19 protein-coding genes are annotated in these 25991 nt (G+C 71.3%); 10 read left to right on the top strand and 9 right to left on the bottom strand.

Translation table 11 applies throughout. The features are described 5' to 3' along the window. Positions 1–243: 243 nt before the first annotated feature. A complete protein-coding gene (locus tag D3272_RS04580; protein ID WP_129217973.1) occupies positions 244–1170 on the bottom strand; it encodes an NAD(P)/FAD-dependent oxidoreductase in 927 nt (308 codons plus the stop codon). Positions 1171–1495: 325 nt separating this feature from the next. Beyond that, positions 1496–4540, bottom strand: coding sequence for a PAS domain S-box protein (locus D3272_RS04585; RefSeq protein WP_129217974.1), 3045 nt, complete (start codon positions 4538–4540; stop codon positions 1496–1498). Between D3272_RS04585 and D3272_RS04590 the strand changes: the two genes are divergently transcribed. The 3 genes from D3272_RS04590 to D3272_RS04600 all read left to right on the top strand — a co-directional run bounded on the left by D3272_RS04590 (position 4452) and on the right by D3272_RS04600 (position 7573). Further along, a complete protein-coding gene (locus D3272_RS04590; protein WP_129217975.1) occupies positions 4452–5627 on the top strand; it encodes a zinc-dependent alcohol dehydrogenase in 1176 nt (391 codons plus the stop codon). The genes D3272_RS04585 and D3272_RS04590 overlap by 89 nt on opposite strands. A gap of 12 nt (positions 5628–5639) precedes the next feature. Then, on the top strand, positions 5640–6224 hold the full coding sequence (locus tag D3272_RS04595) for a hypothetical protein (protein ID WP_129217976.1): 585 nt from the start codon (positions 5640–5642) through the stop codon (positions 6222–6224). A gap of 218 nt (positions 6225–6442) precedes the next feature. Beyond that, positions 6443–7573 carry a two pore domain potassium channel family protein gene (locus D3272_RS04600; RefSeq protein WP_207210124.1) on the top strand — a complete coding sequence of 377 codons (1131 nt, stop codon included), beginning with the start codon at positions 6443–6445 and terminating at the stop codon, positions 7571–7573. Between the two features lie 30 nt (positions 7574–7603). Here D3272_RS04600 and D3272_RS04605 read toward each other — a convergent pair whose 3' ends face one another. Further along, positions 7604–8860, bottom strand: coding sequence for an LVIVD repeat-containing protein (locus D3272_RS04605; RefSeq protein WP_129217977.1), 1257 nt, complete (start codon positions 8858–8860; stop codon positions 7604–7606). Between the two features lie 65 nt (positions 8861–8925). Continuing rightward, positions 8926–10029, bottom strand: coding sequence for a substrate-binding domain-containing protein (locus D3272_RS04610; protein ID WP_129217978.1), 1104 nt, complete (start codon positions 10027–10029; stop codon positions 8926–8928). A 505-nt stretch (positions 10030–10534) separates the two neighbouring features. Here D3272_RS04610 and D3272_RS27175 point away from each other — a divergent pair. Next, a complete protein-coding gene (locus tag D3272_RS27175) occupies positions 10535–11380 on the top strand; it encodes a helix-turn-helix transcriptional regulator (protein ID WP_165361216.1) in 846 nt (281 codons plus the stop codon). A 325-nt stretch (positions 11381–11705) separates the two neighbouring features. Here D3272_RS27175 and D3272_RS04620 read toward each other — a convergent pair whose 3' ends face one another. Together D3272_RS04620 and D3272_RS04625 are read right to left on the bottom strand one after the other, a co-directional pair. Beyond that, positions 11706–12641: an ABC transporter permease gene (locus D3272_RS04620; RefSeq protein WP_129217980.1), complete on the bottom strand. Its 936-nt coding sequence runs from the start codon at positions 12639–12641 to the stop codon at positions 11706–11708. Continuing rightward, positions 12638–13582 (bottom strand): ABC transporter permease, encoded by a 945-nt coding sequence (locus tag D3272_RS04625; protein WP_129217981.1) that lies wholly within the window; start codon positions 13580–13582, stop codon positions 12638–12640. The genes D3272_RS04620 and D3272_RS04625 overlap by 4 nt, the downstream gene beginning before the upstream one ends. Positions 13583–13775: 193 nt before the next feature. Between D3272_RS04625 and D3272_RS04630 the strand changes: the two genes are divergently transcribed. Both D3272_RS04630 and D3272_RS04635 read left to right on the top strand, forming a co-directional pair. Beyond that, positions 13776–15311 (top strand): ABC transporter substrate-binding protein, encoded by a 1536-nt coding sequence (locus tag D3272_RS04630; protein WP_245496385.1) that lies wholly within the window; start codon positions 13776–13778, stop codon positions 15309–15311. A 12-nt stretch (positions 15312–15323) separates the two neighbouring features. After that, entirely contained in the window at positions 15324–16277 is a 954-nt protein-coding gene (locus tag D3272_RS04635; RefSeq protein WP_129217982.1) for an acetamidase/formamidase family protein, read from the top strand. Positions 16278–16555: 278 nt separating this feature from the next. Here the strand turns inward: D3272_RS04635 and D3272_RS04640 are convergent, their stop codons facing one another. Next, complete coding sequence (locus D3272_RS04640) at positions 16556–17209, bottom strand: GntR family transcriptional regulator (protein WP_129217983.1); 654 nt, start codon at positions 17207–17209, stop codon at positions 16556–16558. A gap of 151 nt (positions 17210–17360) precedes the next feature. Here D3272_RS04640 and D3272_RS04645 point away from each other — a divergent pair, with 151 nt between their 5' ends. Genes D3272_RS04645 through D3272_RS04660 form a run of 4 tightly spaced genes read left to right on the top strand, consistent with a single transcriptional unit; the run spans position 17361 to position 22690 of the window. Further along, a complete protein-coding gene (locus D3272_RS04645; protein ID WP_428977961.1) occupies positions 17361–18170 on the top strand; it encodes an ABC transporter substrate-binding protein in 810 nt (269 codons plus the stop codon). Positions 18171–18192: 22 nt separating this feature from the next. Continuing rightward, a complete protein-coding gene (locus tag D3272_RS04650; protein WP_129217985.1) occupies positions 18193–18885 on the top strand; it encodes an amino acid ABC transporter permease in 693 nt (230 codons plus the stop codon). Between the two features lie 18 nt (positions 18886–18903). Then, the gene (locus tag D3272_RS04655; RefSeq protein ID WP_129217986.1) at positions 18904–19800 is read left to right on the top strand and encodes a dihydrodipicolinate synthase family protein; all 897 of its coding nucleotides are present in this window, start codon (positions 18904–18906) and stop codon (positions 19798–19800) included. Further along, positions 19793–22690 (top strand): FAD-dependent oxidoreductase, encoded by a 2898-nt coding sequence (locus tag D3272_RS04660; RefSeq protein ID WP_129217987.1) that lies wholly within the window; start codon positions 19793–19795, stop codon positions 22688–22690. The genes D3272_RS04655 and D3272_RS04660 overlap by 8 nt, the downstream gene beginning before the upstream one ends. Positions 22691–22702: 12 nt before the next feature. Here the strand turns inward: D3272_RS04660 and hydA are convergent, their stop codons facing one another. Continuing rightward, entirely contained in the window at positions 22703–24298 is a 1596-nt protein-coding gene (gene hydA, locus D3272_RS04665; RefSeq protein WP_342634163.1) for a dihydropyrimidinase, read from the bottom strand. 120 nt (positions 24299–24418) lie between these two features. Further along, complete coding sequence (locus D3272_RS04670) at positions 24419–25978, bottom strand: amidase (protein ID WP_129218151.1); 1560 nt, start codon at positions 25976–25978, stop codon at positions 24419–24421. Positions 25979–25991 lie beyond the last annotated feature (13 nt).

Below are 25991 nucleotides of genomic sequence, written 5' to 3' on the forward strand. Positions count from 1 at the left end.
CGTCGAAAGGGATCTCAGCACGCCGAGAGAGGCTCGAATGATCTCCACGGTCCGCTGGGCGTGTTCGGCACCCTCGGCGCACAAGGCGCGGCTCCTGGCGACCCGCTGCCGCGTGGATTCCTTTGCGGCGGCTGTGCGCTCGAGGTTTTCGCTGATGACCGACAGAGGCGAAAGATCCGGCAAAACGAGCATCCTTATGGTTTGAGACTCTCGGTCCTTGGGCGGGTCCGACCTGGCAGCCGTTCAGCGTCGGGCGACACCCGCATCGCTGAGATCGTTTCGCATCGCTGTCGCGGCGAGCGCGGCTTGGCCGACCGCGACGCTGATCTGGTCGAGTCCGGACACGACGTCGCCGGCCGCATAGAGGCCGGGCACGGTCGTGCGTTGATGGGCATCGACCTGCAGGCAGCCCTCACGCGTCCGTGCGGCCCCCACTGCCGTCCCCAGTTCGGAGCGGATGTCCGAGCCGAGCGCCGGGTAGACACTGTCGACCTGGACCCAGAGGTCGCCGGCCTGGAAGGCGATGCTGTCCCGCCGAAGCACGAAGTGCGACGCCGGACCGTCGAGAAACTCGATCCCCGCGACGGTCAGCCGTTCTCTCGCCAGCCGGTCGAGGCGGTGCGGTCCGTCGGCACACACCAAGGTGACATGCGGGCTGTAGGAGCGCAGGAACTCCGCCTCCCTCACGCCGTGCGCGCCGGTGCCGATGACGGCGATCCGTTTGCCCGTCACCTCATAGCCGTCGCAGATGGGACAATAGCGGATCCTGCCCTGCGCCAGGGCCTCGTCATGAAGCCGACGATCCATATGGGGCCGACGATTGTGCAATCCGGTCGCCAGGAGCACGCGACAGGTGACGATGTCACGCCCGCTCGTGTCGGCGCGAAATCGGCCATCCTCTCGGACCAGCGTCGTCACACGCGCCTCGTCGAAACGGACCCCATAACGCTTCGCCTGTCGGCGCATGCGATGCAGAAGGTCGGCGCCCGCGATGCCGTCGGGAAAGCCCGGCTGGTTTCGCGTGCACGGGATGCGGGCGGCCCGGCTCTCGCCGGTGTCGCAGACCACGGCGGACAGGTGGAAGCGACCGAGATAGGTCGCTGCGGCCAATCCCGCCGGACCGCCGCCGACCACCAAACAATCCACGCTGTCCCGTCCGAGGTCGATCATCGGTGATCGGAGCCCGATCTATCGCGCGGCATCGTCGCGGGGTCCGTCATAGACGACTGTTCTCATGGCGGTTCTCCCGGCCTGGGGCCGATGCTCTGCCGGAAAGCTGTCCTGCAGTCGGCCGTCGCGCTATCCGGGGAGTCCCTAAGGATCGACCGCAGGCCGCCTCCATGGCGTCGCCGGCGACACGATCCCGGCGCCACGGCGGTGCTCTGCCGGAGAACCAGCAGATCGCCGTCGGGTGGAGTCGCTCGATAGCCTGCGGGGGCTCGTCGCTCCCCACGCGCGAAGCCCGAACGCCTGTCCGCGGAGCGATTGCGACGGCCTATGTCGCTTTGCGCGTCGTCCGACCGGCCGTCTGCGTCGGTGACAGGCCGGCCAGCAGAGCGATCTGCAGCAGCTCCGTCAGGCTGGTCGCGTTCAAGCGGCTCATCAGCTGGGCGCGATGAAGCTCCACGGTTCGCGGGCTGATGCCGAGGTCCTGGGCGATCGTCTTGTTGGTCCCACCCTCGATCAAACCGACCAGCACGGCGCGCTCTCGCCGCGTCAGCCTTGCGATGCGGGCGCCGGCGGTTTCATCACGCGTCGCCGGACGTGCTCCGGCCTGACATTCCGCGATGGCGGTCGCGAGTGCCGTGCGGAGCGTGTTCTCGTCCGACAGCGTGATGTAGTCGAGCGCGCCGGCCTTCATGGCGGTCACGGCGGAGGCGACCTCGGCGTCGGGCGCGTCGAGCACGATGGTGGGCAGGGTGATCGACCGCGCCTTGAGCTCGCGTGCGACCGAGAGGCCCTCCTGCCTCGCCTTTCGAAGGTCGACGAGGACGCAACCGGGGGCCAGCAAGGGGGCGATGTCGAGGAACGCGCGGGCGCCATCGAAACTCCGGGTGCGATAGCCGGCGCTGCGCGCGAGGCCCGTCAGCCGACGCGCCTCTTCGACCGTCGCGCTGACGACATACACGTGCCGGGTGTCGTCTTGCGTCAGGTCTTCGGTGATGCCGCCGATCCGCGTCACGGTGCCGTGCTCGTCGCGGATCGGGAAGCTGGTATCGCGCAGCCAGCGGATCGAGCCGTCGCTGGGTCGGACGATGCGGTACTCGAAATGCGCGACTTCTCCGGTCTTGACACTGTCGAGCGCCCGTTCGACCTGGTCCCGGTCGTCCGGATGGACGGTCGTCATCCAGTCCTCGAGCGCGACCGGCCCCTCCTCGGACGCCACCCCCCAGATCCGTTCGAAAGCTGCGCTCCGGTAGGTGATGTCGCCGACCGCCGGATCGGCGATCCAGATCAGGTTGCTGCTGTGTTCGGCGAAGCTTCGGAACTGCGACTCGCTCGTCCGGACCGCCGCCTCGGTGCGGCGTTGGGCGGTGACGTCGATCGCGGCTCCGATGAAGCCGACCGCGCGGCCATGGTCGAAGACGGTTCGGCCCGAGGTCGCGACGTGGCGGGTCTGGCCATCGTCCCGCCCGATGACGCGGTATTCGATGGAATAGCGTCCGTCTCCTTCCGGATCGACGCAGGCGGCGATCGCCGAGCGAACGCGGGCCAGGTCGTCACGGTGGATGCCCGCCTCGTAGACTTCCATGTCGACCGGCGCCCCGGACGGCAGCCCCCACATCGCCCGGAGGCGGTCGTCCCAGTCGAGCGCACCCGTGGCGGGGTCCCAGGAGTAGATGCCGAGGCCGACCAGTTCGGTCGCGGCGCGCAGGCGGGCCTCGTCCCGCTTCAGCCGTTCCTCGAAGGCGCGGCGCTCGCTCGTCTTGCGCGATACGCCGACCACCGACTCGACCGAGCCGTCCTCCCCGTAGACGGGCCCCCACAGGAAGGCGAAATAGGCCTCCTCGCCACCCGGGCTGCGGAAGAAGACCTCGTCCTCGACGGTGGCGCCGTTTCCCAGGACGCGATCGATATGGCCATCGAGGCGATCGGCAAGCTCCGCAGGGTAGTCGAGGTCGGCGAAGGTCTTGCCGATCATCTGTTCCGCAGAAAGCCCGAACAGCGCCAGCATCGCAGGGTTGGCATAGGCGAAGCGCCGCTGCCGGTCGAAGGCGTAGACGAAATCGGGAATGGAGGAGAGCGTCGCTTCGAAGAAGCGGGACCGGCCGGCGAGTTCCGCCCCGGCCGCCGCGAAACGTTCGGCGGCGCGCTTGAGGTCATCCACATCCTGGACGACCACGACGGCCCCGTCCGCCTCGTCGCCCCCGTGTCGGAACGGGACGGCACTGATCCGCATCCAACGCTCGGGAGCGTTTCGCCCCCCGGACAGGACATCCATCCCCGGCGTCACGGCCTCGCCGCGCAAGGCGCGGGCGCCTGGATGGCGGTCGGGCGGGATGGGCCGGTGGTCGGGACCGTACAGGCTCCAGCGTTGTGGCGACGTCGCGCCGCGTGAGGGGAGCCGGGCGACACCGATGGCATCGCGCAGGCGCTGGTTGGATGTGGTGAGGTCGCCGCTGCGATCGTAGATGCCGATGCCGAGCGGAATGCTGTCCAGGATCGACGTGAGCAGCATCTGCTGGCCGTGCAAAGCCCGCTCGGCAGGATCGAAGGCCGAGATGGCGGTGGCGAGGGCGGCCACGCCGATCGTGCGGCCGCTCGCGTCGCGCAAGGCGAAGGCCGACCAACGCACCTCGGTCTCCCTGGACGGGTCGGTGAAGTGGCGGAAACGCAACTGCTCCTCCCAGCGCCCCTCGCGTGAGAGGCTGGCGAGCCCGACGGTTTCGACGACCCGACGGTGGGCCGGAGTGAAGAAGTCGAGCACCTCGTAGGCGGCGATGTCCACCTCCGGGCCGAGCCCGAGCATCTCGCGGCCGGCGGCGTTGAGGAAGCAGGGGCGAAGCTCCGGGTCACACAGGCCGACGAAGGTCGGTGCCTGGCGGACCGCCGCCGCAGCCATGGCGGCCAGGTCGGCTCCTGCAAAATCCTTGCGACCGGCCGAGGGCGGATGCTTCGGCGCCATGCCAGCCTCCTTGAACGAACTGCCGACGTCCGTCCAAAAATTACCGCCTAGGGAAGGTTCCCCAGGACCTGTCCGCCGCCCGGGGCCGCCGGCAGGGCCCGGCCTTGTTCCGCGATCCCGGGCCGGTGCGGCGGAGGCGGGGCCTGCCGTGTCCGTCCGGTCGTCCGACGGTGGACGAGCCGGGGATCCCGCCGACCCTCCCGGAATGCGCTGCCGAGCTTCCCGACCCGACCTCGCGTCCTGCGGAGTGTCACTTAGGGATCGCCCGTATCCCGGCCCGAGGCGGCGCAGGGTTAGGGTTTCCCGACACATCGAGGAGACTCGCATGAAGGCCCTGGTCTGGCACGGCAAGGAGGACATCCGCTGTGACACGGTGTCCGATCCGACGATCGAGCATCCCCGCGATGCCATCATCAAGGTGACGAGCTGCGCGATCTGCGGCTCCGATCTCCACCTCTTCCACAACCTCATTCCCGCGATGATGCCGGGCGACATCATGGGTCACGAAGCGATGGGCGAAGTCGTCGAGGTCGGTAGCCAGGCGAAGGGCAAGCTCAGGAAGGGCGACCGCGTCGTCATCCCTTTCACCATCGTCTGTGGTGAATGCGAGCAATGCCGTCGTGGCAACTTCTCCGTCTGCGAACAGACCAATCGCAAGAAGGAACTCGGCGACAAGGTCTTCGGCCATACGACCGCGGGCCTGTTCGGCTACACCCATCTCACCGGCGGCTACCCGGGAGGACAGGCGGAATATCTGCGCGTCCCCTTCGCCGATACGACCCACGTCAAGGTGCCGGACGGCATCGACGACGAGAAGCTGCTGTTCCTGTCCGACATCCTGCCGACGGGCTGGCAGGCCGCCGTCCAGGCCGACATCCAGCCGGGCGACATCGTGGCGATCTGGGGCTGCGGCCCCGTCGGCCAGATGGCGATCCGTTCCGCCGTCCTGCTCGGGGCCGAGCAGGTGATCGCCATCGACCATCTGCCGGAGCGGCTCTCGATGGCCGCGGCCGCGGGCGCCGTCACGATCGATTTCGAGCAGGACAGCGTCGTCGAGCGGTTGAACGCGCTGACCGGCGGAAAGGGCCCGCACAAGTGCATCGATGCGGTCGGCACCGAGAGCCATGTCGGCCTCGGGCAGCCCGACACGGTGCTCGACCGGGCCAAGCAGATGCTGATGGGAGAGACCGATCGCCCGCACGTGCTCCGCGAGATGATCTACGTGTGCCGACCCGCGGGCGTGATCTCGATCATCGGCGTCTACCTCGGCCTGGACGACAAGATCCCGATGGGCCAGGCCATGAACAAGGGCCTGACCTTCCGCATGGCGCAGGCGCACGTGCCGCGCTGGACGGGCGATCTCCTGCGCCGGATCGAGCGGGACCAGATCGACCCTTCGTTCGTCATCACCCACAAGGTCGATCTGGCCCGAGGACCGGAGATGTACACGACGTTCCGCGACAAGGCGGACGGCTGCATCAAGGTCATGCTTCAGCCCTGACGAGGAGCCACCATGTCGATTGCCAAACTGGCGCAGACCACGCGGTCCGAAGGCGATCCCCAAGTCCTGCGCAAAGGTCCGAGTTCGCTGTCCGGCGCCGACCGGCTGGCGCGTGCGCTCGGCTGGTTCTCCATCGGTCTCGGCGTCACCGAACTGGTGGCACCGGGACGCATCGTCCGGACGCTCGGCCTCCACGGCAAGGAGGCTCTCGTCCGCGGCTACGGCGCACGGGAGTTGGCGAGCGCGCTGCCGACCCTGTCGGTGGACAAGTCCGCCGGCCTCGCATCCAGGATCGCCGGCGACGCGCTCGATCTGGCGACCCTGTCCTCGGCCCTCACTCCCGACAACCCGAAGCGCCGCAACGCGGCGGTGGCGACGGCGCTCGTCGCCGGCATCACGCTGCTCGACATCGCCGCCTATGCGGGAACGAAGGCCGTGCACCGCCGCGGACCGGGCTCCGGTCGCGATTATTCCGGACGCAGCGGCCTGCCCGGCGGGCCGCAGGCCTCCCGTGGCCTCGCCCGCCAGGACTTCACGATCCCACCGGACTACCGGGCGGAAGGCACGGTCGCCAAAGCCCTTCCCGCCGCATCCTGACACGGGACTGGCCTCCTCGGGACCGCCCGTGCGTCGTCTTCGGGCCGCCGAGGCTGCTCTCGATGGCGAGCCGGAGCGGATCCGCCGAAGCCCGAAGCGCGGCCGCGCCGGACGCCCATGCCGGAGGCCCGCGATGATCGAGGCGCCGAACCCGGTTTCGCCCGCTCGCCACCGGGCTCGTCCCTTCCCAAGCGCAACATCGAGACGAGGCGCCGCCCATGACGCTTGAACCGGCGGTCGGGGCGGCGCTGATGCTGCTGGTCCTCGCCGACATCGTGCTGACCGTTCTCTACGCGCGCGCCGGTACGGGACTGCTCGCGCCCTCCTGGAACCGGGCGGTCTGGGCGTCGCTTCGCGCCCTGGCCACGCTGTCGGGCAGGCGCCGCGGCGCCGTCCTGTCGCTGGCCGGCCCCCTGATCGTGGTTCTGCTGATCGGCTTCTGGGCGCTCGGGCTCACGGTCGCGGCGGCGCTCATGGTCCAGCCCGGACTCGGCACGGCGATCCGGCCCTCGAGCGGCGCCACCCCGACCGATTTCGTCACGGCGCTTCTCGTGGCCGGCAACAGCCTCTCGATCGTCGGTGGAGGCGAATACTCACCGCACACCACCGGCACCCGCATCCTCTTTCTGGTGGATTCGCTCGTCGGCACGTCAGTCCTGTCGCTGGTGCTGAGCTACCTCGTCCAGGTCTATTCGTCGCTGCGCGACCGCAACGCGCTGGCACTCACCATCGACCTCATGACAGGCCGTACCGGCGATGCCGCCGAGATGCTGGCCCGGCTCATGCCCGGCGGGGATTGCAGCACCGCCGTCAGCGAGCTTGGCAACCTCGCACGGGCGCTGGCCGCCACCAAGGAAGCCCACCATTTCTACCCGCTGCTCTTCTACTTCCGCTTCGAGGACCCGGCCTATGCCGTGTCCCGCTTCGGCTTCGTGCTTCTCGACCTGACGACCTTGATCGGCACCGCAATCGACCGTCAGCAATACGGCTCGCTCGTGCGTTCCGCGGCGGTCATGTCGCTGCGCCAGGGCACCCTGCTGCTGTTGGAAACGTTGGATCGGAACTTCCCGACCGTTCCGAAGCGGGCCGAAGCCGCCGCAACTGGGCGGGACCGGCAAAGCTATGCCGCTGCCGTCGACACGCTCGAGCGTGCCGGCATCGCGGCGCGGCCGGACGGAATCGACCGCTATGGTGCCGAGCGCAGGACGTGGGAGCCGCTCGTCCGGCGCGTCGCCCCGTCGCTGGGTTACGGCCTGGACGACATCGACCGTCGTGGACGTATCGCCGGCCCTCCGCGGCACGCGGGCGGCCCCGACGAGCTCGGCGGGGGCCTCCGCACGGGCGGCTGACCCGATCGACGATCCCCGGGGCCGCCGGCCTCACGCCGTCATCTCCAGGATGTAGAGCCCGCCGTTGTAGTCGTTGGCATAGACGAGGCCGTCCTTGTCGACGGAAACGTCGCAGGATTGTATGACCCGCGACCTGTTCGGGCGGTGGTCCATCAGCCGGGCGGGTTGCGGGGGAACGAAGGCGGCGATCTCCTCGGGCCGGAAGGCGTTGCCGATGTCGTAGACGCGGATGCCGGCGTTCTGCTGCGTGGCGAAGAGGCGCTGGTCGCTGACGAAGCCGTCCGGCCGGTTCTCGTAGATGTTGTGCGGGCCGAAGTGGCCGCCCTTGCGGCGATAGTCCGCGTCGTTCGGCTCCGGGCAGGTCGAGATGCTGATGGGCTTCATCGGATCGCGGACGTCGAACAGCCAGATGGGCTTGAAGCCGTCCTCGTAGTCGTCGAGCACGGCCTCGTCCGCCACCACCAGCAGGTCGCGGGCGGGAAGGTGCAGGCAGTTGTGGGTCCCGCCGTTGAAGGGGGGAGACCAGTTGTGGTGGAGCTTCAGCGTCGGCGCGGTCGGGTCCGCCACGTCGATGACGACGAGGCCGGCGTCGCGCCAGGCGCCGTAGGCCGTGGTCCCGCTGACGGTGGCGTGGTGCAGCCCGAACCGTCGCTCGGGAGGCCATGTCGGCGTTTCCCCTGCGGCCGTGTTCATCCCGGGCAGCCAGACGCGGCCGCCCTCGCGCGGGTTGGTCGGATCCGACAGGTCGACCGTCATGAAGATGTAGTCGGTGAACCCGTCGAGCAGGGCCGACACGTAGGCCCAGCGCCCCCCGACGTACCAGATCCGGTGGATGCCGCCCCCCGCCACCGGCATGAAGCCGATCTGCCGCGGGCGGGACGGATCGGCGATGTCGTACACCGCCATGCCGGCCGTCCAGTCCCGCGTCGCCGACGCATTCGACGCCGTGCCCACCTTCTCGCCGAGCGCGCCCGTGTAGTAGTTTCGCTCGTCCTGGAACTCGGCCGAGGCGAACATGTCCTTGGCGTTGATCACCAGCAGCAGGTCGCCGAAGCTCTGCAGGTGGATGTTCCAGGTGTTGGGTGGCGCCGGCACGTAGGCCACGGGGTTCGGTCGTCGCGGGTCACGCACGTCGATGACGCTGAACCCCTTGGAGAACATGTGGCCCGTGATGGCGTAGCCCTTGTTGATCATGAGTTGGACGCCGTCCGACCGCCCCCCCTGGTCGGAGTGACCGACCAGCTTGAGGTTGCGGGCGTAGTCGGGCGTCGGCAGGTCCTGTGACATGGCTCATCCTCCGACGGAGTCGATCGTGGTGGCGTGCGGGCCCGGCACCCGGACCCGCGGCGTTCCTACTGGCCCTTCCAGATCTTCTTGTAGATCGCGGCATAGCCGTTATCCGGATCGTACTTGTCCTGCGGGCCACCGTCCGAGCCGATGTTGGCGGCGGTGAAGAGATGGGCGGGCGCCACGAAGCCGCTGTCCTTCTGCTTGTTCAGCGCGCGGTTGGCCTCGTCGACGATCTGCCAGCCGTGCAGGCGCAACGGCTCGGCGACGGTGGCCTCCTGGTACTCCTTCTGGCGGATGCGCTGGAACGCGGCGCCGCTGCCGTCCCCGGCCGAGACCGCGAGCGGGGCACCGTCCCCTTCGATCCCGGCCGAACCGAGCGAGGGCGCCATGAAGTCGAAGGTGAGGTCGTTGATGCTGAGGGAGTGCGTCCAGCTCTTGCCGTACTTCTGCAGGAGCGAGGTCGTCAGCTGCGGCATCCGGGTCGAGGCTTCGGCCAGGGGCGTGTCGACGAAGGCCAGGACCTTGCTGTCGCCGCACTGCTTGATCAGCGCCTCCATGGCGCGGGCCTTCTTGACCGCGATCTCGTAGGTGCTGTCGGTGAAGACCACCACGCCGGCCTTGCCGTTCGTCTCGCTGCAGGGCAGGGACGCCGCGGCACGGGCGACTTCGAGCGGGTCGGTCGTGATGTTGGTGAAGAGCGACAGCTTCGGATCCGGCCCCGAATGCGCCACCGCATGCCAGCCGATCAGCACGATGCCCTGCTTGGCGGCGTCCTCGATGGCGCTCGACTGTTCGGTCGCGTCGATGGCGCCGAGCACGATGACGTCGGCCTTGGACGCGATCGCCTGGCTCATCGCGCTCGTGCGGCCCGACACCGAGCCCTGGCCGTCGAGCTGGCGATACGTCCAGCCGATGGCGTCGGCGGCTTCCTTGATGCCCTCGCCGACGCCGCGCGCGCCGCCGTTGTTCTGGTCGGTCGAGACGTAGACGATGGACTTGCCCGGAACCGCCTTCGGACCCGACGTGGGGCCAGCCCAAGGCGCGGCGGGCGCCGACATGGCGGCCACGAAGGATTTGGCGTCGGAAACGGCGTCGGCGCGCGCCGCCTGGCCCATCAGCAGGCTCGCGCCGGTCGTCAGAAGTGTCATCGAGATGCGTGCGATCATGTCGGTCCTCCCTTGTCTGTCGGCCGGGCCGGCGGTCGAGCGCCGCCCCGGATCGTGCTCATGGACTGCCGATGCCGCTCGGCTGGCTCCGCGTGGGCCGCAGGCGACGGCGCCGCCGCGAGGAGCCCGCGTTGCCGACCGCGACCGGCAGCGTCACGCGAGGATGCCGGCAGCCACGGCCGTGCCCCGCAGGCCGGCCGTCCCGAGATCGCCACGGTGCCGATGGTGGGCGTTGCGCCGATCGGGCCTCGGCCCATCGCTTCCTGGCCGGCGCCGCGCGGCCCGACCGCCGCGACCCTGTCGCCGCGACCCTGTCGCCGCGACCGAGCCCGAAGCCTCTCGACAGCCCGGCGATCGACAGGAGCGCGTTTCCTGCCCGTCCGACACCTCCCGGTGCGAGCGCAGCGACCATTGGCGTTTCCTCGTCGGCGTGCCTTGTGATCCGGCTCGCCTCGTTCTAAGCCCGAAGCTGTCGCAGAAAAGAAACTGTGGCAAGGAGTATTTATTGAGCGTCAGCACTCGCGACCGGCTCGAAAGGGTCACCAAGCCGTTCCAGCCGGACGCCTCCGCGGATCGCCTGCTGTCGGCGGCCGAAGCCGCCGCGCCCTTCGCCGAGACCGTGACGGCCGACGTCGACGAGGCGTCGCTCGGCGACAGGATGCACAAGCTGATCCTGGTCGAAAGCGGGCAGCTCGACGTCGAGGGGGCCTCCGGGGGGTGGTTGATCGTGGCCGGCCACCTGATCTTCGTGCCCGCCGACCGTGCCTTCAGGCTCCGCTCGGCCCCGAAGACGAGGCTGCTCGTGGCGCATCTCGAACCCTCGGACGCGACCTGGGACCACCACGGTTGCTGGACGACGGCCGCGACGCCGCTGGCGCGCGAGATGCTCCTGCAGGCGACCCTCTGGGCGCCGCCGGACGTCGCGAGCGGCGGTACGGCGCGGCTGTTCTTTCGCACCTTGTCCGGCCTCTGCGGGCAGTGGTTCGCCAACACGCGCATGCTGTGGCTGCCGGCCGTCCGGTCGGAACCGATGCGCCGTGCCGTGCTCTACCTGCGCGACCATCTCGACGACGCGCCGCTCGACGACGTCGCCTCGGCGGCGGGCCTGTCCGCCCGCACGCTGCAGCGGCACTGTCAGGCGGAACTCGGCATCCTGTGGCGCGACCTGGTCCGCGAGGCGCGCATGATGCGGGCCTTGGAACTGCTCGCTGCCCGGAGCACGCCGGTCGGCGACGTCGCCCGCCAGGTCGGCTTCTCCACCAGCGCGGCTTTCACGACCGCCTTCTCCAAACGGTTCGCCATGACGCCGACCGACTATGCCACGCGGCGTTGCTCGGCCACCTGGTCGTAGGGGTCGATCGCCCCGGCAGAGGGCGCGTCCCGGACGACACCGTCGAAGGGATGATCGATGCGGGTCGCCAGCAGCCCAGGCGGAGCGGAGCCTCGCCGCCGGGATCCCGCATGGGCCAGGTCCGCTGTCGCGCAGGCCTGGATCGTCGGGACGCGTTCGGCATCGCAAGGCCAGCAGCCCGGAGCCCGGGAGGGGATGCGGCGCACGGACCGAGGGGGAACGCCTCGCCAGCACCACGGCGGTCCCCGACCACCGGCCCTCGGAGTCCCCAGCGTCCCACGACCCCATGCCGGCCAGCGCGACCCGACCGCCTCGGTGGACGGCGTCATCGGGCTCGCGGGTCGAAGGCGTCGCGCAGGCCGTCGCCGAGCAGGTTGAAGGCCGTCACGGCGAGGAACACCGCCAAGCCGGGGAACACGGCCAGCCAGGGTGCCAGCGTCATGAAGCGCTGCGCCGCGTTCAGCATGGAGCCCCAGCTGGCTTCGGGCGGCTGCTGGCCGAGGCCGAGGAACGACAGGCTCGCCTCCGCCACGATCGCGATCCCCATGGCCAGCGTCGCCTGCACGAGCAGCGGCGGGGCGATGTTGGGCAGAACGTGGCGGAGCGCGATCCGCCACGGCGGATTGCCCAGCGACACCGCCGCCTCGATGTAGCCGTTGGTCGCCACGTCCATGGCGGCGCCCCGCGCCACCCGCACGAAGGCCGGCGCCGCCGACACGCCGATGGCCACCATCGCGTCGGTGAGGCTGGGCCCCAGGAAGGCCGCCAGCGCGATGGCGAGGATCAGGAACGGCACCGCCAGCATGGCGTCGACGACCCGGCCGATGACGGCGTCGACCCAGCCGCCGGCGAGGCCGGCCAACATGCCGAGCGGCACGCCCGCCGCCGCCGCGATGGCGGCCGACAGGGCGGCGGCCAGCATGGAGGCCCGCGCGCCGTAGATCACCCGGGACAGCACGTCGCGCCCGTTCTCGTCGGTGCCCATCCAATGGGCGAGGTTCGGTGCCTTGCGTATCGCCGTCCAGCTCGTGGCATCGGGATCGTAGGGGGCGAGCCACGGCGCCGCGAGCGCCACGGCGGCGAACAGCGCCACCACGGCGAGCCCGGTCACGGCGGCGGGCCGGCGCAGGAACGCCGCGAGGGCGGGCCGGCGGGTCGTCGCCCGTTCCGGGCGCGGCACGGCGACGGTCTCGACCTCCTCCGGCGGTGCGGCGGCCGAGGGACCGCGCGGGAGGGCGACGTGGAGAGGCTCGGTGCTCATGCGTCGCGCAGCCGCGGGTTGATGACGAGGTAGAGCGCGTCGGCGACGAGGTTCGCCCCGATGAACAGCACCGCCGTCACCATGACGACGCCCTGCACGACCGCGTAGTCGCGGTTGAACACCGAATCCACCACGAGCTTGCCGAAGCCGGGGATGGAGAACACCTGCTCGATCAGCACGGCGCCCGACAGCAGCGTGCCGAATTCCAGCGCCCCCAGCGTCACCACGGGGATGAGGGCGTTGCGCAGCGCGTGCCGCAGCACGACGGTGCGCTCGCCCAGCCCCTTGGCCCGGGCGGTGCGGACATAGTCCTGGTCCAGCGCCGTCAGCATGGCGCTGCGGGTGTGGCGCATGATGGTGGCGGCGATGTTGGTGCCGAGCACGAAGGCCGGCAGCACCGTGGTGGCGAGCGACAGGCGCCAGTCCTGGGTGAGCGGCACGTAGCCGGACGGGGGGAGCCAGCCGAGGTCGACGCAGACCAGCAGGATGAGCAGGATGCCGATCCAGAAATTCGGCACCGAAATGCCGGCGAGGCCGATCACGTTGGCGGCCCAGTCCCACACCGTGTCGCGCTTCATCGCCGACACGACGCCGGCCGGGACGCCGATGCCGATGCCGACCGCGAACCCCATGGTGGCGAGCTGGAGCGTCACCGGCAGCTTCTGCGCGATCAGCGCCGAGACGGGCTCCCCGATGCGCCAGCTGAAGCCGAGGTCGCCCCGCAGGAGGCCACCGAGCCAGTGCAGGTATTGGAACACCACCGGCTGGTCGAGCAGCAGGCGGTGGCGGATGTCGGCGATCACGGCCGGGTCGGGCTGGTCCCCGGCCAGCACCACGGCGGGGTCGCCCGGCAGCAGGCGCTGCAGGCCGAACACCATGAGGCTCACCAGGAGCAGGGTCGGCACCACCTGGAGGAGGCGCGACAGGAAGCGGTCGCGCATCACGGGCGCTCGCCGTCTCGGATCGTGGGATGATGGGAGATGTCGCGGCTCCGTGGCTGCGTCGGTTGCCGGGTCGCGGGACCCGGGGATCGTCCCGGCCCGGCTGCCGGCGTCGAGGATGCCGGTTCGCAACATGCATGCCATCCCGGCCCGATGCGGACCGATGGCATGGCCGGTGCATGCAAGGCGGCGCATGATGGAGCGGGGGAGCACGATGCGGCGGACGATGGCGGCGATCCTGGCAGCCTGTGGCGCGTTTGGCGCCACGGTGCTGCCCCTGCAGGCGCAGACCCTGCGCGTGGCCTTGCGCGGCGACGTCGACACGCTGGATCCCGCCCTGTCGCAGACCTTCATGGGGACGGTCGTCTACACGGGCATGTGCGACAAGCTCTTCGACATCGACGAGCACCTGAACATCGTGCCGATGCTGGCCCTGTCCTCCGAGACGCCGGATCCCAAGACCGTGGTGATCCACCTGCGCCCCGGCGTGCTGTTCCAGGACGGCGAGCCGATGGACGCCGCCGCGGTGAAATTCAGCCTCGACCGCGACCTGAACCAGCCCGGCAGCTTCCGCCGGAGCGAGGTCGCCATGGTGGATCACGTCGACGTGGTGGACCCCCTGACCGTGCGGGTCGCGCTGAAACAGGCCTCGGCGCCCTTCGTGGCGCAACTCACCGACCGCGCCGGCATGATGGTGTCGCCCAAGGCCGTGCGCGAGGAAGGGGCGGGCTTCGCGCTCCACCCGGTATGCGCCGGGCCGTTCCGCTTCGTCGAGCGCGTCGCCCAGGACCACATCACGCTCGAGCGTTTCGACCGCTACTGGGACGCGAAGGACATCCACTTCGACAAGGTCGTCTACCAGATCATGCCGGACAGCACGGTGCGGCTGACCAACCTGCAGGCCGGCGCCACCGACTTCGTCGAGCAGATCGCCCCCACCGACGTGCCGGCCGTGGAAGCCTCGCCGAAGCTGAAGATCGTGAAGTCCGACTCCCTGGGCTACCAGGGCCTGACCTTCAACGTCGGCAACGGGAAGGGCGCCGACTCGCCCATCGGGCGGGATGCCCGGGTGCGGCGCGCCTTCGAGCTGTCGATCGACCGCGACGCGCTGATCGGCGTCGTGTTCAACGGCCTCTACCAGCCCACCGCCCAGGCCATATCGCCCGTCAGCCCCTTCAACCTGCCGGGGCTGAAACCGCCGGCGCGAGACGTCGCGGCGGCGAAGAAGCTGCTCGCCGAGGCCGGGCTGACGGGCCGGGTGCCGGTGTCGCTCGGCATCATCAACAGCCCCCTGAACCGACAGGTCGGCGAGGTCATCCAATCCATGGCGGCCGAGGCGGGCTTCGACGTCAAGGTCGTGGCCATGGAGATCGGCTCGGGCCTCGCGGCGCTGCACAGCGGCGACTACCAGGTCTTCCAGATCGGCTGGTCGGGCCTGCTCGACCCCGACAGCGACACCTGGGCCTTCCTGCACGGCGGCGGCCCGATGAACTACGCGGCCTTCCACAACCCAGATGTCGACCGCCTGCTCGACGAGGCCCGCGCCACCGACGATGTCGCCAAGAGGCGCGACCTTTACGGCGCCGTGTGGAAGATCGTCGGCGTCGAGGAGCCCATCGTCTACCTTTGGACGACCCGCAACATCGCCGGCCTGTCGAAGCGCGTGGTCGGCTACCGCTCCCTCGCCGACGGGCTCGTGCGGCTCCAGGGCGCGTCCTTCTCCGACTGAGCGCGAACCCCCATGGCCTTCCACCGCCTCGCCGCCGCCCCCGACACCGTGCGGGTCGGGATCTTCGACGCCGAGATCCCGCCCGTGCTGACGGTCGCCTCCGGCGACACCGTCGAGATCGAGACCGTCAACGGGGCGCGGCGGGTGTTCCCGCCCCAGGGCTCGCCCTTCGCCCCCACCCCCGCCATGCTGGCGATCGACGCGGCCGACATCGCCCGCGCGCCCGGCCACATCGTGACGGGGCCGGTGGCGGTCTCGGGCGCCGCGCCGGGCGACACGCTCGAGGTCCGGGTCGACGCCATCGTGCCCGGCGCCGACTGGGGCTTCTGCGGCTTCCGCCCGCTCGCCGGGACGCTGCCGCACGACTTCGAGCGCCCGTTCCTCAGCCACATCGCGGTGGACCGGCTCCGCAACACCTGCACGCTGCCGCATGGGCTGGAGCTGCCGCTCGCCCCCTTCTTCGGCGTGATGGGCGTGGCGCCGCCGCCCCGCTACGGGCGGATATCGACCGTCGAGCCGCGCGAGCATGGCGGCAACATCGACTGCAAGGAACTCGTCGCCGGCACCAGCCTGTTCCTGCCCGTGTGGGCGCCGGGCGGGCTGTTCTCGACGGGCGACGGCCACGGCGTGCAGGGCGACGGCGAGGTGTGCATCAACGGCCTGGAGATGTGCCTCACCGGCACCTTCACGTTCGTGCTGCACCGCCGCGCCGACGGCGCCGCGCCGCTGCTCTACCCCCGCGCCGAGACGCCCACGCATTTCATCTCGCTCGGCTTCGACGCCGACCTCGACGAGGCGATGCGCAAGGCCCTGCGCGAGATGATCGCCTTCATCTGCGCCCGCAGCCGGCTCAGCCGCGAGGAGGCCTACCAGCTCTGCTCGCTGGCCGTGGACTTCCGCGTCACGCAGGCGGTGAACGGCGAGAAGGGCGTGCACGGGATGCTCAAGCGCGGGCTGGTGTTCTGACGGATCGCCGCTTGTGGGGTTTCCGAGCGGCACGACGGTGCTGCCCTACGCCGGGGCCGGCGCGTCGCGTCCTGGGCGGCGGTGCGTCGTTCCGCTGCGAAGCCCGCGTGGGCGGCCGCGGGTGAGCCGGCGCGGCGGTGGGGTCAGACGTCGGCGACCGTCCTGACGGGCGAGCCCGCCCGCCATGCCGCCATGCAGGCGACGACGTCTCGGAAGACCGTGCTGCAGGACCCTTCCGTCACGGAGCCGAGATGGGGGCGCGCAGGCGACCCGCGGCCTCAGCGAACGGTGTCGATCGCGAAGTCGATGAGGCTCTGCATGTGGATGGCCACGCTTCGCCGCGCGCCGGCCTCGTCCCCCGCCAGGATGGCGTCGGCGATGGCGAGATGCTCGCGTGAGTCCGGCTTCAGCCGTTCCTTGAGCCTGTCGATCTCGAAAAGCCGCGTCGTGGCGCGCAGGCCTTTGAGGATCTTCGCCATGACCTCGTTGCCGCAATGGTCGATGAACATGGTGTGGAGGTTGTCGTCGGAGCGCCAGTGCGCGTCCGTATGGTAGGTCGTCGCGTCGAGCAGCTGCAGGATCTCGCCGCGCACCGCCGCGAGCTGCACGCCAGGCACGCGCCCCACCGCCAGCGCCGCCGCCTCGGGCTCGAGCACGAGCCGCACCTTCAGGCTCCTCAGATATTCGCCGAGGTCCACGCGACGCACCACGAAGGATCGTCCCGCCCGCACCACCATGGCTTCGGCCTCGAGGCGCTGGAGGGCTTCGCGCAGCGGTGTGCGGGACACGCCCAGCGTTTCGGCGAGGCGCGCCTCCACGATCGCGTCCCCGGCCCGGAGCCGCTTGTGGCGGATCATGTCGGACAGCGCCGTATAGGCCAGGCTTCCGAGGTTCATCGGCCCCGGCGTCCTGCCGGTCACGCCGTCTGTCATGCGCGCTCCTCGCCTATCGTCCCTCCGATCAGGGCGGTCTACCCGCGCCCGGCCGACGCTGCCAGGCTTGCGTCCCGAGACGGGCAATGTATGCTGACGGTATACCAAACGTGGCACGATGGCGAGGTGGACGATGCGGACCCGGATTTCCATGGCGACGTTGCTCGTCGCCGCGCTCCCGCTGGCGATGCCGGCCCGCGCCGCCGACTGTGCGCCCGGGGTGAAGGACGCCGACCTGATCAAGGCCGGCACCCTCGTCATGTCCACCAACCCGACCCTGCCGCCGCTCCAGTACGTCGACAAATCCGGCGACCTCGTCGGCATGCGGATCGAACTCGGCCGCGACCTGGCGAAGCGCCTCTGCCTCGCGCCGGAGTTCGTCAAGATCGACTTCGCCGCCATGGTGCCGGGACTGCAATCCGGTCGCTGGGACGTCATCGATACCGGCATCTTCTTCACGCCCGAACGCGCCAAGATCATGCAGATGATCCCCTACGAGAGCCAGGCCATCTCGATCTCGGTGCCGCCCGGCGCCTCCGATGCCATCCGGGCGCCCCAGGACCTCGACGGCAAGACGGTCGGCGTCGAGATCGGTGGCTTCGAGGAGAGCAAGACCAAGGCGCTCGACGCCGACCTCAAGGCCAAGGGCGGCAAGGGCCTGACGATCCGCACCTTCGACAGTTTCGCGCTCGCCTATCAGGCGCTGCGCGCCGGCCAGGTCGACGCCGTGACGTCGATCGACAGCGTCGCCAAGGCCTACGCCGACCGGGGCGACTTCAAGCGCGCCATCTCGGGCCTCTATCCGACCCCCGTGGCGCTGGCCTTCAAGAGCCGGCCCCTGGCCGAGGCCGTGTTGGCGGCGCTGAAGGCGATGCAGGCCGACGGCACCTACGGCAAGCTCTTCGCCCGCTACGGCGTGGTGCCGGTCGACACGCTCGCCGTGGCGGGGCCGACGGGCTGACGACGGCCCGGAGGACCGCGCCGTGACGGCCTGGGACGGATCGGGCTTCCTCGAATACCTGGCGAGCCCCTACCTGCTCGCCGGCGCCTGGGCGACGCTGTGGCTGACGGCGGCCGGGATGGCGCTGGGCCTCGCGCTCGGCTTCGCCCTGGCCCTGCTCCGCCGGTCGCGGCGACGCTGGCTGTCGATGCCGGCCGCGCTCTACATCTGGTTCTTCCGCGGCACGCCGCTGCTCGTGCAGCTCATCGTGATCTACACGGGCCTGCCGCAGCTCGGGCTGAAGTTCTCGGTGGTGACCTCGGCCCTGATCGGCCTGTCCCTGAACGAGGCCGCCTACCTCGCCGAGATCATCCGCTCGGGCCTCGCCGCCATCCCCGAGGGGCAGACCGGCGCCGGCCGGGCGCTCGGCCTGCGCGAATGGCAGATCATGCGGCTGATCGTGATGCCGCAGGCCCTGCGCGTCATCCTGCCGCCGCTCGGCAATTCGGTGAACGGGTTGCTGAAGACGACCTCCATCACCTCCGTCATCTCGATGGAGGAACTGCTGCGCCGCACCCAGGAACTCGTCCAGGAGCGCTTCGAGGTGCTGGAGCTCTTCGCCGTCGCGTCCCTCTACTACCTCGCCCTGACCACCGCCTGGAGCCTCGTGCAGGGCCGCATCGAACGCCGGTTCGGACGGGCCGATGCCGCCCTGGCGATGCGCGCCGACGCCTGATCCTCCGAAGAGACCCCCATGACGAAGACCTTCCGCGGCACCTACACGGTGATGATCACGCCCGGGGACGCCGCCACCGGCCTCGACCTCCCGACCCTCGCGGCCTTCACCGACTGGCAGATCGCGCAGGGCATCCACGGCCTGATCCCGCTCGGCTCGACCGGGGAGTTCCTGTCGCTGTCCGAGGACGAGCGCGTCGCCGTGGCCGAGACGGTGGTCCGCACGGCTGCCGCCCGGGTGCCGGTGCTGATCGGCACCGGGGCCGAGGACACGCGCGAAGCGGTGCGCCTGAGCCGCCAGGCCGAAGCGCTCGGCGCCGACGGCGTCATGGTGATCCCGCCGTTCTACTCGACGCCGACCGACGACGAGATCGTGCGCCACTACCGCACGATCGGAGAGGCCGTCGGGATCCCGGTGATGGTCTACAACAACCCCGCCACCGCCAACGTCGACCTCAGGCCCGAGCTCGTCGCGCGCATCGCCGAATGCGAGACCTGCCGCTACATCAAGGAATCCACCCTGGAGGTGACGCGCGTGCGCGACATCATCCGCCTGTGCGGCGACCGCATGACGGTGTTCGGCGGAATCCTCGGCTTCGAAAGCTTCGTGGAGGGCGCGCAAGGCTGGGTGGCGGTGGCGTCCAATGTCGCGCCGGGTCCCCTCGCGACGCTGTTCTCGCTCGTGGCCGACGAGGGCCGCGTGAAGGACGCACACGCGCTCTACCTCCGCTGGCTCCCCGTCATCGAGGCGGTCGGCGGTCAACGCTACGTCGCGGCCTCGAAGGCGCTCCTCGGCCACATGGGGCTCGACGTCGGCCTGCCGCGCCCGCCGCGCATGCCGCTGCCGGCCGAGGTCGATGCCGCGATGGCGGCCTTGGTGAACGGGTTCGGGCTGAGGTTCGGCGGCGGTGCCTGACGGGTCGCACGGCCTCGCCTTCTCGTTCGAGGGGCGTCGCATCGCGGCCGTGCCGGGCCAGAGCCTCGCCGCCGCACTGGCGGCGGCCGGGGAGCTCACGCTCGGCACCGGCAAGGACGGCTCGCCGAGGGGGGCCTTCTGCGGCATGGGCGTGTGCCACGACTGCCTCGTCGTGGTGGATGGCCGCGCGGGCCGGCGGGCCTGCATGACCAAGGTGCGGGACGGTCTCGCCGTGACCCGCCAGCCGCTCCGGCCGGATCCCCGCGATCCGGCCCTGCGCGCCCTCGCCATGCCGACCATCGCCCCGTCGGAACGCGCCTGCGACGTGCTCGTGGTCGGCGCCGGGCCGGCCGGGCTGGCCGCCGCGCTGGCGGCGCGCGGGGCCGGAGCGAGCGTGATCCTGGTCGACGAGAGGGTCTCGCCAGGCGGGCAGTACTACAAGCAGCCCGCGACCGAAGACGAGCGCGGGCGCATGGACGCCCAGGCCCGGGCGGGCGCGGCCCTGATCGCCCGCACCCTCGCGGCCGGCGTCGAGGTCCTCGACGGCACGGCGGTGTGGGGCGCGGAGCGCGGCCGCGACGGCCGCTTGAGGATCGCGGCGCTCCGCGACGGGACCGGGCTGGCCCTGGTGCCGCGAGCCCTCGTGGTGGCGACCGGCGCCTTCGAGCGGGCGCCGGTGCTTTCCGGCTGGACGCTGCCCGGCGTGATGACGGCGGGGGCCCTGCAGACGATGTTGCGCGCCGACGGCGCAGTGCCGCGGGGGCGCATCCTCGTCGCCGGCAACGGACCCCTCAACCTGCAGGTCGCCGCGGAGGCGGTCCGGCGCGGCGCGCGCGTCGTGGGCGTCGTCGAGGCCGCGCCGGCCCCCGCACAGGCCGCGAGCCTCGCCCTGCTGCGGGCGGATCCCAAGCTCGCCATCGTGGGAGCCGCCACCGTGGCGCGGCTGCGCGCCGCCGGCGTGCCGGTGCATTGGGGATGCCGCGTCGTCGGCATCGCCGGCGCCGACCGGGCGGAACGGGTTCGGATCGCACGGCACGACGATGGAACCGCCGAAGTCTCCCAGACGGTCGAGATCGTGGCCGACATCGTCGCCATGGGCGAGGGGTTCTCGCCGGCCGACGAGCTTCCGCGCCTCCTCGGATGTCGCCGGGTGCCGGATGGACGCGGCGACCTCCGCACCCTCCGCGACCCCGACGGCCGCAGCTCCCTGCCGGACGTGTTCGTCGCCGGCGAGGCGGGGCGCTTCGGGGGCGCCCGCGTGGCCGAGGCCGAAGGACAGCTGGCGGGCCGGGCCGCGGCGCGCGACCTCGGCCATGAGGTGCCGGGACGCGACGACGCGCTGCGGCGGAGCCTCGCCCGGCACGAGACGTTCCAAGCCGCCCTGTGGCGGGTCTTCGCCGCGCCCGCGCCCGACCTCGTGCGGGCCGATGCATCCACGGCCGTCTGCCGCTGCGAAGCCGTGACGCTGGGCCAGATCCGCGACGCGATCGCCCGCCACGCCGTCGCCGACCTGCCCACGCTGAAGCGCCTGACCCGCGCCGGGATGGGTCGATGCCAGGGGCGCTACTGCGCGGAAGCGCTCGCCGGGCTGCTCGGCGGTTCCACCGGCGACGAGCGGGCCGGCTTCGCCCCGCAGGCGCCGCTGCGGCCCGTGCCCCTGATGGCGCTCGCGGCGGAACAGCCCGAATGGAGCGGGCACCGGCGAAGCCTGCTGCCGGCCTGGCACGGCGGGGACGGCGCCGCAGAGGCGCCGCGGAACACCGAGGTCGCGGTGATCGGCGCCGGCATCGCGGGCCTCTCGACCGCCCTGTTCCTGGCCCGCGCCGGCCGCGACGTTCTGGTGATCGAGCGGTCCGAGCCGAACGCCCTCGCGTCGGGCGGCAATGCCGGAAGCCTCCACGCTCAGCTGCTCAGCTTCGACCACGGCGCCCGAGCCGCGGGTGTCGCAGGCCCGGCGGCGCGCACCCTGCCGCTGCAGCGCGACGCGATCGCGCTCTGGGCGGCGCTCCAGGACGAATTCGGGGCCGACTTCGAGATGGCGATGACGGGGGGCCTCATGGTGGCGGAGACCGAGCGCGACCTCGCCTTCCTGGCCGCGAAGGCCGCCGTCGAGCGGGCGCAGGGCGTCGAGACGGAACTGATCGACGCTGCGGCGCTGCGGCGGCGCGAACCGGCCCTGTCCGAGCGCTTCCTCGGGGCCGCCTTCTGCGCCGCCGAGGGCAAGATCAACCCGCTCGTCGCCACGCAGGCGATCCTAGAAGCCGCCGCCGCTGCCGGGGCTCGCGTGCTGCGCCGTGCGGCCGTGACGGCGATCGCGCGGGAGGGGAGCGGCTTCCGCATCGAGACGGCGCGCGGACCCGTGCGGGCCGGCAAGGTCGTCGATGCCGCGGGCGCCTTCGCGGCCGTGGTCGGCCGCATGCTGGGGGTCGACGTGCCGGTCCACGGCGCGCCGCTGCAGATGGTGGTGACCGAGCCGGCGGCGCCGACCATCCGACACCTCGTGGCCCACGCCGACCGGCACCTGACGCTGAAGCAGGCGGGCAACGGCGCCTTCATCATCGGCGGCGGATGGACGGCGGGGCTGGATCCGGTCCACCGCCACCCCCGTCCGCTGCTGGCGAGCCTCGCCGGCAACCTGTGGGTGGCCCAGCGCGTCGTGCCCTGCCTCGACCGCCTGCACGTCGTGCGCTCCTGGGCGGCGATGAACATCGACATCGATGGCGCGCCGATCCTGGGGGAGGACCCGCGCGTGCCCGGCCTGTTCCATGCCGTGACGTCGAACGGCTACACGCTGGGACCCATCGTGGGGCGGATCACCGCGGACCTCGTCGACCGCGGCGCGACCGACCGGGACGTGTCCGGCTTCTCGATCGCGCGTTTCATCGGCTGAGGCGCAGGCCGTTCACAATCCGCCCGAGGCGCCGCGCGGCAGGAAGATGCCGTGGCCGGCCTCGGCGGTCGCCCGGCCGCCGTCGAACACCACGCGGCCCCGCACCAGGGTGGTGACGGGCCAGCCCGTGACCTCAAGCCCTTCGTAGGGGGTGTAGTCGCTGCCGTGGTGCATGAGGTCCTGCGTCAGCGTCACGCGCCGCTCCGGGTCCCACAGCGCGATGTCGGCGTCGGCGCCGATCGCGATCGAGCCCTTGCGGGGGTAGAGGCCGTACATGCGGGCGTGGTTGGTGGCCGTCAGGGCCACGAAGTCCTGCAGGGTGATGCGGCCCTTGACGACCCCTTCCGAGAACAGGATCGGCAGCCGCGCCGCCACGCCCGGGATGCCGTTCGGCACCGCCCGGAACGAGGCTCGCGCCGCCGGGCCGGTTTTGCCGGCCGGATCGTCGTAGCGGAAGGGGCAATGGTCCGACGAGAAGGTCTGGAAGGCGCCCCCGGCCAGCGCCCGCCACACGGCCGCCTGGGAGGCGGCGTCGCGCGGCGGCGGCGAGCACACGAACTTCGCCCCTTCGGTGCCGGGCCGGTCGAGGTCGCCCGCGGTGAGGACGAGATATTGCGGGCAGGTCTCGGCATGCACCGTCAGGCCGCGCCGCCGCGCCCATTCGATCTGCTCGATGGCGTCGCGGCCCGACACGTGCACCACCATGATGGGGATGCCGACGAGCTCGGCCAGGGCGATGGCGCGGTGCGTGGCCTCGCGCTCCACCGTCTCGGGGCGGGCGGCCGCGTGGAAGGCCGGGGCCGTCTTGCCCTCGGCTTCGAGCCCGTCGGCCATGAACCGGATGGAATCGAAGCCCTCGGCATGCACCATCACGAGCGCGTTCTCGGCCTTGGCGACGGCGAAGACGTCGAGCAGCTCGCGGTCGCTCAGCACCATGTCGTCGTAGGTCATGAAGACCTTGAAGGACGAGTAGCCGTCCTTGACGAGCGCCGGCAGCTCCTGGCCGAGCACGCCCGGGGTGGGATCGGTGATGATGAGATGGAAGGCATAGTCCACGAGCGCTTCCCCTTGCGCCTTGGCGTGATAGGCCTCGACGGCGGCGCGCAGGCTTTCGCCGCGCCGCTGCAGGGCGAAGGGGATCACAGTGGTGTTGCCGCCCGCCGCCGCGCTGACGGTGCCGGACCGGAACCCGTCCGCCATGACGATGCCCTCGCCCTGGAACTGGTCGAGGTGGACGTGGCTGTCGATGCCGCCGGGCAGCACCAGCAGCCCGGCGGCGTCGATGCTGCGCGCCGCGGGCCCGACGTCCTCGCCGAGCGCCACGATGCGGCCGTCGCGGATGCCGACGTCGCACCGCATCGTGTCGGCGGCGGTCACCACGGTGCCGCCGCGGATGGCGAGGTCGAGCGTCATGGGGTTTCTCGCTTTCAGGTCGATGGTCGGAGCTTCGGCGGTGCCGGAGCCTTGTATGACGAGCAGGCCCTCGGCGGCGAGCCGGAGGATCGCTTCGCGCATCGGCGTGCGCGAACCCCTGAGCTGCTCGGCGAGCCGGCCCTCCACCACGGAACTGCCGCCCGGCAGCGCGCGCGTGGGGGTGAGCCGGGACAGCTCCGCATGGGCGCTGCCGGCGAGGTCGACGTCGCCGTCCTGCTCGTCGGCGACACCCGCCCGCCGCCCGACGCTCGCGCGGTCCCGCCCGCGAGGCCGGCCCGCGCCCCTGGCGCTCGCTCAGCCCGCCGTGAAGGCCGGCGGGCGCCGATGGCGGGTCGCTTGCTCGTAGGCGTAGGCGTAGGCGAGCAGGTCGGCCTCGCTCCAGCGCGGGCCGACGACGATCAGGCAGAAGGGCGCGCCCGACGCGTAGGCGCCGGCCGGCACCGTCACGCCCGGCAGGCCGGCGATGTTGATCTCGCTGACAGTGGTCTCGTGGATGGTGTCGGAGCCGTGCAGCGCCCCGAGGGCGCTCCGCATCTGCGGGAACACGAGGGCGTCGAGCTTCTCCCGCGCGACGACCTCCTCGAAGATCCGCAGGTAGGCTTCCCGCGCCGCGATGAACTCCGACAGGTCCGGCGGCCGGGTGGGGTCGGCCAGGCAGGCGGCGAACTGGGGCAGGGTGGGCATGAAGGCGAGCACGCCGCCCGGCGCGAAGGCATCCTCGGCCGCCGTGGCGGCGGCGAAGTCGGCGAAGCTTCTCAGCGCCGCATCCGGCCCGAGGCGCTTCAGGTAGCATTCGAGGTCGTAGGGCACCGACTCCAGGCCGCGCGCATCGAATTCGTGGCCCGGCAGCGTCGGGGTCCGCAAGGCGGCGAAGCCCGAGCCCAGGAAGGGGTCGTCGACCAGCACGGCCCCGCAGGCGGCGAGTTCGCCCTTGGCGCGGCCGTAGAGCGCCGCGGTCTCGTCCGACAGCGGCAGGTCGCGCCAGCCGGGACCGTAGAGGCCGATCCGCTTGCCCGCGAGCGCGGCGGGGTCGAGCTTGGACGCGTAGCCGCCCTTCGGCCGATGGCCGACGCCCGCCACGGTCTTGGGATCCTCCGCCGTGTAGCCGGCCAAGACGTCGAGGCAGAGCGCCGCGTCGCGCACGCAGCGCGCGATGGGCCCCACGACGTCGCGATTGGACGAGAGCGGCATCACGCCGGCATTGGGGACGAGCGCGAAGGTCGGCTTGATGCCGACGAGACCCTGCGCCGAGGCCGGGTTCTGGATCGAGCCGCCGGTCTCCTCGGCGAGGCCCAGCACGGCCAGGCTCGCCGCCACCGCGGTGGCGGTGCCGGCGCTGCTGCCGCCGGGCAGGAAGTCGCGGCCCGCCGCATTGTAGGTCGGGCCCGCCCAGCTGTCGTTGGCATGGCTGCCGGTGTGGCTCAGCACCGGCACGTTGGTCTTGCCCAGCATGACGGTGCCGGCCGCCCTCATGCGCGCCACGACGGGGCTGTCCGTCGCCGGCATCAGGTCGACGCCACCGCTGGCACCGTGCAGCAGCCGCCAGCCCGCCGTCGTGGGGAAGCCCACCATGTCCATCGGGTCCTTGATCACCACCGGCACGCCGTCGAGCGGGCCGCGGCTCGCCCCCGCGGCCCGGCGCGCGTCGCTGGCGCGGGCATCGGCGAGGGCGTCCGGGTTCAGGAACACGATGGCGTTGAGGGCGGGGTTCAGGGCGGCGATCCGGTCGAGCAGCGCCCGGGTCAGCGCCTCGGCCGTCACGGTCCCGGCCGCGAAGGCGGCCTGCACCGTCTCGACGGTCAGTTCGACGAGGTCGAAGCCGAGGTCGGCGTCGTGGGTCGGGTCCGATGCCATCATGGTTCTGCGT

This window comes from Lichenibacterium ramalinae, assembly GCF_004137085.1.
Taxonomy (GTDB): Bacteria; Pseudomonadota; Alphaproteobacteria; order Rhizobiales; family Beijerinckiaceae; genus Lichenihabitans; species Lichenihabitans ramalinae.

Bases quoted from the DNA above. Each gene is read 5' to 3' on its own strand.
- D3272_RS04580 (WP_129217973.1), bottom strand. From the start codon at position 1,170: ATGATCGACCTCGGACGGGACAGCGTGGATTGTTTGGTGGTCGGCGGC.
- D3272_RS04590 (WP_129217975.1), top strand. From the start codon at position 4,452: ATGAAGGCCCTGGTCTGGCACGGCAAGGAGGACATCCGCTGTGACACG.
- D3272_RS04585 (WP_129217974.1), bottom strand. From the start codon at position 4,540: ATGATGGCATCGCGGGGATGCTCGATCGTCGGATCGGACACCGTGTCA.
- D3272_RS04595 (WP_129217976.1), top strand. From the start codon at position 5,640: ATGTCGATTGCCAAACTGGCGCAGACCACGCGGTCCGAAGGCGATCCC.
- D3272_RS04600 (WP_207210124.1), top strand. From the start codon at position 6,443: ATGACGCTTGAACCGGCGGTCGGGGCGGCGCTGATGCTGCTGGTCCTC.
- D3272_RS04605 (WP_129217977.1), bottom strand. From the start codon at position 8,860: ATGTCACAGGACCTGCCGACGCCCGACTACGCCCGCAACCTCAAGCTG.
- D3272_RS04610 (WP_129217978.1), bottom strand. From the start codon at position 10,029: ATGATCGCACGCATCTCGATGACACTTCTGACGACCGGCGCGAGCCTG.
- D3272_RS04620 (WP_129217980.1), bottom strand. From the start codon at position 12,641: ATGAGCACCGAGCCTCTCCACGTCGCCCTCCCGCGCGGTCCCTCGGCC.
- D3272_RS04625 (WP_129217981.1), bottom strand. From the start codon at position 13,582: ATGCGCGACCGCTTCCTGTCGCGCCTCCTCCAGGTGGTGCCGACCCTG.
- D3272_RS04630 (WP_245496385.1), top strand. From the start codon at position 13,776: ATGATGGAGCGGGGGAGCACGATGCGGCGGACGATGGCGGCGATCCTG.
- D3272_RS04635 (WP_129217982.1), top strand. From the start codon at position 15,324: ATGGCCTTCCACCGCCTCGCCGCCGCCCCCGACACCGTGCGGGTCGGG.
- D3272_RS04640 (WP_129217983.1), bottom strand. From the start codon at position 17,209: ATGACAGACGGCGTGACCGGCAGGACGCCGGGGCCGATGAACCTCGGA.
- D3272_RS04645 (WP_428977961.1), top strand. From the start codon at position 17,361: ATGGCGACGTTGCTCGTCGCCGCGCTCCCGCTGGCGATGCCGGCCCGC.
- D3272_RS04655 (WP_129217986.1), top strand. From the start codon at position 18,904: ATGACGAAGACCTTCCGCGGCACCTACACGGTGATGATCACGCCCGGG.
- D3272_RS04670 (WP_129218151.1), bottom strand. From the start codon at position 25,978: ATGGCATCGGACCCGACCCACGACGCCGACCTCGGCTTCGACCTCGTC.